Source organism: Devosia ginsengisoli (genome assembly GCF_024707105.1).
In the GTDB taxonomy this organism is placed as follows: domain Bacteria; phylum Pseudomonadota; class Alphaproteobacteria; order Rhizobiales; family Devosiaceae; genus Devosia; species Devosia ginsengisoli_A.
Genome location: NZ_JANQAJ010000007.1, coordinates 1 through 5,063, shown reverse-complemented (window position 1 = coordinate 5,063; position 5,063 = coordinate 1). Strand labels below are relative to the sequence as shown.

The following is a 5,063-nucleotide window of genomic DNA, read 5'->3' as shown; positions in this document are numbered from 1 at the left end:
TGACGGACCCGATGCAGTCGTCACGGTCCAAATGGAATTGGTGGCCAAGGGGCACTCAACCGCCCCTTTCACCAAATGTCATCCCTGCCAAAGCAGGGACCCAGTTCACCTCCAGCACCAGCCGCGACATGGCTCGTCCCGCCGCGCCGAACAGATTCGACCATGGTTGACCTCGACTCACGGCTATGGCCCTAGCCCTAAATCATCTGAGGGCACTTCATGAAACTTCTGCGCGTCGGCGCCAGGGCGCCGAAGCCCTTTCTATCCTACACACCGACGGCACTTACCGCGACCTCGTCCGTGGTGCCCGACATCAACGGCACGTCGATCGGCGCCGAGGGGCTCTCGCCGAAGATCAAGGCTGCCGACCATGGCGGCCTGCCGGTGCTCGACAAGAACTCGCGTATCGGTCCCTGCGTCGGCAATGTCGGCAAAGTTCATGTGCATCGGTCTCAACTATGCCGACCACGCCGCCGAAACCGGCGCCGCGATCCCTGCCGAGCCGATCCTGTTCATGAAGGCGACCAGCGCCATCATCGGCCCCAACGACGATGTGATCCTGCCCAAGAACACCCTCAAGCCGGACTGGGAAGTCGAGCTCGGCGTGATCATCGGCAAGGAAGCCAAGTACATTGAGGAAAAGGACGCCCTCGATTACGTCGCCGGCTATTGCGTGAGTGAACGATCTCAGCGAGCGCCACTTCCAGACCGAGCGCGGCGGCCAATGGACCAAGGGCAAGTCGGCCGACACCTTCGGCCCGATCGGCCCGTGGCTGGTGACCAAGGACGAGATCAAGGACGTGCAGAACCTGGGGATGTGGCTCGACGTCGATGGCCGCCGCTACCAGGACGGTTCGACCAAGACCATGATCTTCGGCGTTGCCCACCTCGTGGCCTACCTCAGCCAGTTCATGAGCCTGCAGCCGGGTGACGTGATTACCACCGGCACCGCCGGGCGTCGGCATGGGCCAGAAGCCCGAGCCCATCTGGCTGAAGCCGGGCCAGACCATGAAGCTGGGCATCGAGGGGCTGGGCGAGCAGCAGCAGAAGACCAAAGCCTACGCCTACAGAACCGATCTCCCGATCATCGGAATGCAAAGGGCGCCCGTCGAGCGCCCTTTTTCTTGCTCAAGCACAACGCCAGGCTCGGCATCAGCCACCCATCACCGTCATCCCCGGGCGAAGACTGACCTGGCGATGCCGCAGGAGCGCACGGCGTCACCGCACCCCACCGGCGTCAATTCCGCGAAAGCGGGAACCTAGTGGATCGCTCAGCAGGCTGTGAGTGTGGCACTATCCACCCAGGTTCCCGCTTAGGAATGACGGCAGTGAGTGTGGCAGCCCCTACCTCGGACTCAGTTCCACCACCGGAATGATCTCCCGGGTCGTTTTCTTCTCGTACTCGGCGAACTGCGGAACAGCTCCGCCTGGCGCGCATAGGTCGTGTCGCGCTCCTCGAGCACGCGGGCCCGGACCGGCACGCGCCGGATGCTCTCGCCATCACCGACCGAGATCTCGAACTCGGGGTTCGCGACCACATTGCGGAACCACGCCGGGTCCTTCGGGCCGCCACCATAGGAGGCGAACACGAACCACGGCCCCTCATTCTCTTCCTTGAGGAACATCAGCGGCTGGGTGCGTTCCTCGCCCGATTTGGCGCCGATGGCATGAAGGAGGAGGATGTGATGCATCCTTGAAGTAGCCGCCCGGTTTGCCATTTGCTGGAGTTGAAATCCGCAATGACCTGCTTGTTGAAGTCGCTCATGTGCTAAGCTCATGTATCTGCTGCAGTATCGTCCCTGAGCTAGTGTGCGGACCGGGCCACTACAAGGCCGCTCGCATCAAACCAGCCTTGCACCTTCGTCTCAGATCGATGGACAGCACCCGCGCAAATCGGGCAAATAGTCACCATGGGGAATACTGAGGGAGTGCCAACAATGATGGCGCTGATCTTCGCGACGCTTGTCGTTGCGTTTGCCTTATCTTGGTTCCGCCGGCCAGCAGTGGCCCGCCTGATGGTCGGGGTCTGCACAACCCTCTCGATCGGCCTGTTCCTGTGGGAAATCTGGAGCCCGCAATACGGCTTCGAAATGCCGTGGCTGCAGGGGTGAGCGCCATGAGCTTCGACAACGCCTCGCCCGAAACCCACCGCTTCCTCGCCTGGGCCAATTATGCCTTCCTCGCCGCCATGCTGGCGGTGATCGCGCTGATCCTCATCGCAGCCGCCGTCATGCAATATGCCTTCGGCGAACTACCCTGCCCGCTCTGTCTGCTGCAGCGCGTCGCCATGCTCGGCATCTGCCTGGGCATCCTGCTGCAACTCCGCAACGGCTTTTCCTACCAGAACACCGGCATCATCATCTTCAGCGCCCTGTTCCTGCTGATCGTCGCCGAGCGCCAGACCCTGCTCGACATCGTCCCGCGCCCCGGCCACGCCTATATCGGGTCAGCCGTGTTCGGCCTCCACATGCCGGTCTGGTCCATCATCATCGCGCTCTGCGTGCTGATCGCCTTCGCCCTCAAGCTCGCCATCATCGGCGGCGACCACCACCTCGAGACCACACCGGTCTCGACCTTCCCGCGCCTCGCCGCCATCGGCACCGCGGTCGGAGCGGTCGTCGTCGCCCTCGCCGTCGTCAACTTCGGCTCGGTCATCGTCCAGTGCGGCATCAACGAGTGCCACACCATGGGCTACCAGCTGCTCGGCTACACCCCGCCCGCGAGCTGACCCTTCTCATCCTCCCCTGGGCAGCGGGGGAGGGGGACCAGCGAAGCTGGTGGAGGGGGCGACCACACACCGCAGCTTGATTGTGACGCGCCGGTGGGGCAGCAAACGGCCCATGAGCAATCGCGCTGGACGTATCGCCGAAGTCTTCTGGACTTTCCTGGTCTTGGGCCTGACGAGCTTTGGAGGACCGGTAGCGCATCTGGGCTACTTCCAGGCCGAGTTTGTCCAGCGCCGGCGCTGGCTGACCGACGCCGACTACGCCGATCTCGTCGCGCTTTGCCAGTTCCTGCCCGGCCCCGCCTCCAGCCAGGTCGGCATCGCCATCGGCAAGCTGCGTGCCGGATACTGGGGCGGAATCGCCGCCTTTGTCGCCTTCACGGCCCCCTCCGTCATGCTGCTCCTCGCCTTCGCCTGGGGTGCCACCACCATCGGCGGCCCGCTTGCCGATGGCGCCCTGCACGGCCTCAAGGTCGCCGCCCTTGCCGTCGTCGCCCAGGCCGTCTGGGCCATGTCACGCACACTGACCCCGGATTGGCCACGCCGCGCCATCGCCGTCGCTGCGGCAGCGATCGCCCTCATCCTTCCCAACGCATTGACCCAGATAGGGATAATCGCGGCCGCAGCCGTCGCTGGCTATCTTCTTCCCCGCGCGGCGAAACGTTTCGCCTGCCTCGCGACCACACCGGCGCCTGGTTCCTCGGCGCCTTCGCCATCCTGCTGGTCGCCCTGCCGCTCCTGTCCCTGACCGGCAACGGCACAGCCGTCATCGCCGAGAAGTTCTACCGCACCGGTTCGCTGGTTTTCGGCGGCGGCCACGTCGTCCTGCCGCTGCTCGAAGCCGAACTGGTCACCCCCGGCCTCATCGACCGCAACCTGTTCCTGCCGGCTATGGCGCGGCACAGGCCGTACCCGGACCGCTCTTTTCCTTCGCCGCCTACACCGGCGCCCTGCTCAATATCCAGCCGAACGGCCTCGCCGGCGCGCTCCTCGCCCTCGGCGCCATCTACCTCCCGTCGTTCCTCCTGGTCTTCGGCGCCCTGCCCTACTGGCAGGCCCTGCGCGGCGACACCCGCCTTCGCGGCGGCCTCAACCTCGCCAACGCTGCCGTGGTCGGCCTCCTGCTCGCAACCCTTTACGATCCGGTCTTCCTCAGCACGGTCAGAAGCCCCCTCGATCTGCTTTGGGCCGCAGCTGTCTTCGCACTGCTGATGTTCCGGCTTCCGCCGTGGCTCATCGTCTTCGCCAGCGCCATCGCGGGACTGGCGCTCACCACCTTCGGTCTCATCGCCTGACAGCGCAGAATCTCGATTTTCATAGCGTCACAAACTAACATGTCAGTCCGCCTGCTTTTCCAAGCAGTTATCGGGATGTAATCGATCTCACGAATGTATTTGTCATACCAGTTTTTGCTGTATTTCGTGATATCGCACCTCATTTCCAACTATTGACAGCCGAAAACCGGATAATTACGGTCCCGCTGGTCTTACAAATGTAAGGCCTGAGGGGACTATTCACATCGGTGTCGGGGCAATCCGGTCATGACGGCCAGGAGCAATGTCGTTCGGCTTGGTGAAGGTGGCGGTGGGCGCAAACGGCCCGCACGCGCCATCCATCTGACCGACTCCCGCAGTCGAGACTTTGGTGATCGAAATCAAGGCGCTGATCGACAAGCGCAACCTCGTCGTCGGCGACCCGCTGCCGTCGGAGCGCGAGCTCGGCGACATGTTTGCCTCGAGCCGGACGACGGTCCGCGAGGCGATGCGCATCCTCAAGGCCTATGGCGTCGTCGACGTCCGGCCCAAGGTCGGCGCCGTCATCACCGATCGCCGCATGGATGCGGTGTTCGACCTCTATTCGTTCAACACGCTGGAGCTCAACCGCCAGACCTATCTCGACACCCAGTCGTTCCGCGAACTGATCGAAGTCGGCTCCGTCGATCGCCTGATCGAGCGTTTCCAGCCCGCCGACATCGTCGAGCTGCGCGAGATCAACGACGCGATGCGCGAGGAGGGCCACAACCCCACCGCCGCGCAGCACGACTACCACTTCCACCTCAAGCTCGTCGGCATCCTCGCCAACAAGCAGGTGCTGGAGATCTACCGCATCATGCAGCCGGTGATGCTCAAGATCATGGAGACGGGCGTCGCCCGCATGAAGTCCAACGGCCTGAATTTCGACGAGCACGGCGCCATCGTCGACGCGCTCGAGAGCCGCAACCGGCTCGCGTTTCAATACCGCATGAGCCAGCACCTCGAGGCAGGTCTGGCGCTGTTCAAGGAGTAGTCCACGGCATTTGGCGTTGCCCGGGGAGGGCACGCCGATAGGGGCAGTTGCC

The 5,063-nt window shown here is 63.7% G+C and carries 4 protein-coding genes and 2 pseudogenes; 5 read left to right on the top strand and 1 reads right to left on the bottom strand.

Features of this window, described 5'->3' with window-relative positions:
- Positions 1–219: 219 nt before the first annotated feature.
- A pseudogene (locus NVV79_RS09430) lies at positions 220–1,065 on the top strand (fumarylacetoacetate hydrolase family protein); the annotation flags it as partial.
- Positions 1,066–1,355: 290 nt separating this feature from the next.
- Here NVV79_RS09430 and NVV79_RS09425 read toward each other — a convergent pair.
- A complete protein-coding gene (locus tag NVV79_RS09425; RefSeq protein WP_303988408.1) occupies positions 1,356–1,778 on the bottom strand; it encodes a nitroreductase/quinone reductase family protein in 423 nt (140 codons plus the stop codon).
- A 159-nt stretch (positions 1,779–1,937) separates the two neighbouring features.
- On the opposite strand from NVV79_RS09425, the gene NVV79_RS09420 reads away from it, so the two are divergent.
- The 4 genes and pseudogenes from NVV79_RS09420 to NVV79_RS09405 all read left to right on the top strand — a co-directional run bounded on the left by NVV79_RS09420 (position 1,938) and on the right by NVV79_RS09405 (position 5,011).
- A complete protein-coding gene (locus NVV79_RS09420; RefSeq protein ID WP_303988406.1) occupies positions 1,938–2,111 on the top strand; it encodes a hypothetical protein in 174 nt (57 codons plus the stop codon).
- A gap of 5 nt (positions 2,112–2,116) precedes the next feature.
- Positions 2,117–2,728 (top strand): disulfide bond formation protein B, encoded by a 612-nt coding sequence (locus NVV79_RS09415; RefSeq protein ID WP_303988404.1) that lies wholly within the window; start codon positions 2,117–2,119, stop codon positions 2,726–2,728.
- A gap of 112 nt (positions 2,729–2,840) precedes the next feature.
- Positions 2,841–4,020: pseudogene (chrA, locus tag NVV79_RS09410) on the top strand (chromate efflux transporter).
- A gap of 349 nt (positions 4,021–4,369) precedes the next feature.
- Positions 4,370–5,011, top strand: coding sequence for a FadR/GntR family transcriptional regulator (locus tag NVV79_RS09405; protein ID WP_303988402.1), 642 nt, complete (start codon positions 4,370–4,372; stop codon positions 5,009–5,011).
- Positions 5,012–5,063 lie beyond the last annotated feature (52 nt).

Coding starts and splice junctions, on each gene's coding strand:
- NVV79_RS09420 (WP_303988406.1), top strand. CDS start 1,938: ATGATGGCGCTGATCTTCGCGACGCTTGTCGTTGCGTTTGCCTTATCT.
- NVV79_RS09415 (WP_303988404.1), top strand. CDS start 2,117: ATGAGCTTCGACAACGCCTCGCCCGAAACCCACCGCTTCCTCGCCTGG.
- NVV79_RS09425 (WP_303988408.1), bottom strand. CDS start 1,778: ATGAGCTTAGCACATGAGCGACTTCAACAAGCAGGTCATTGCGGATTT.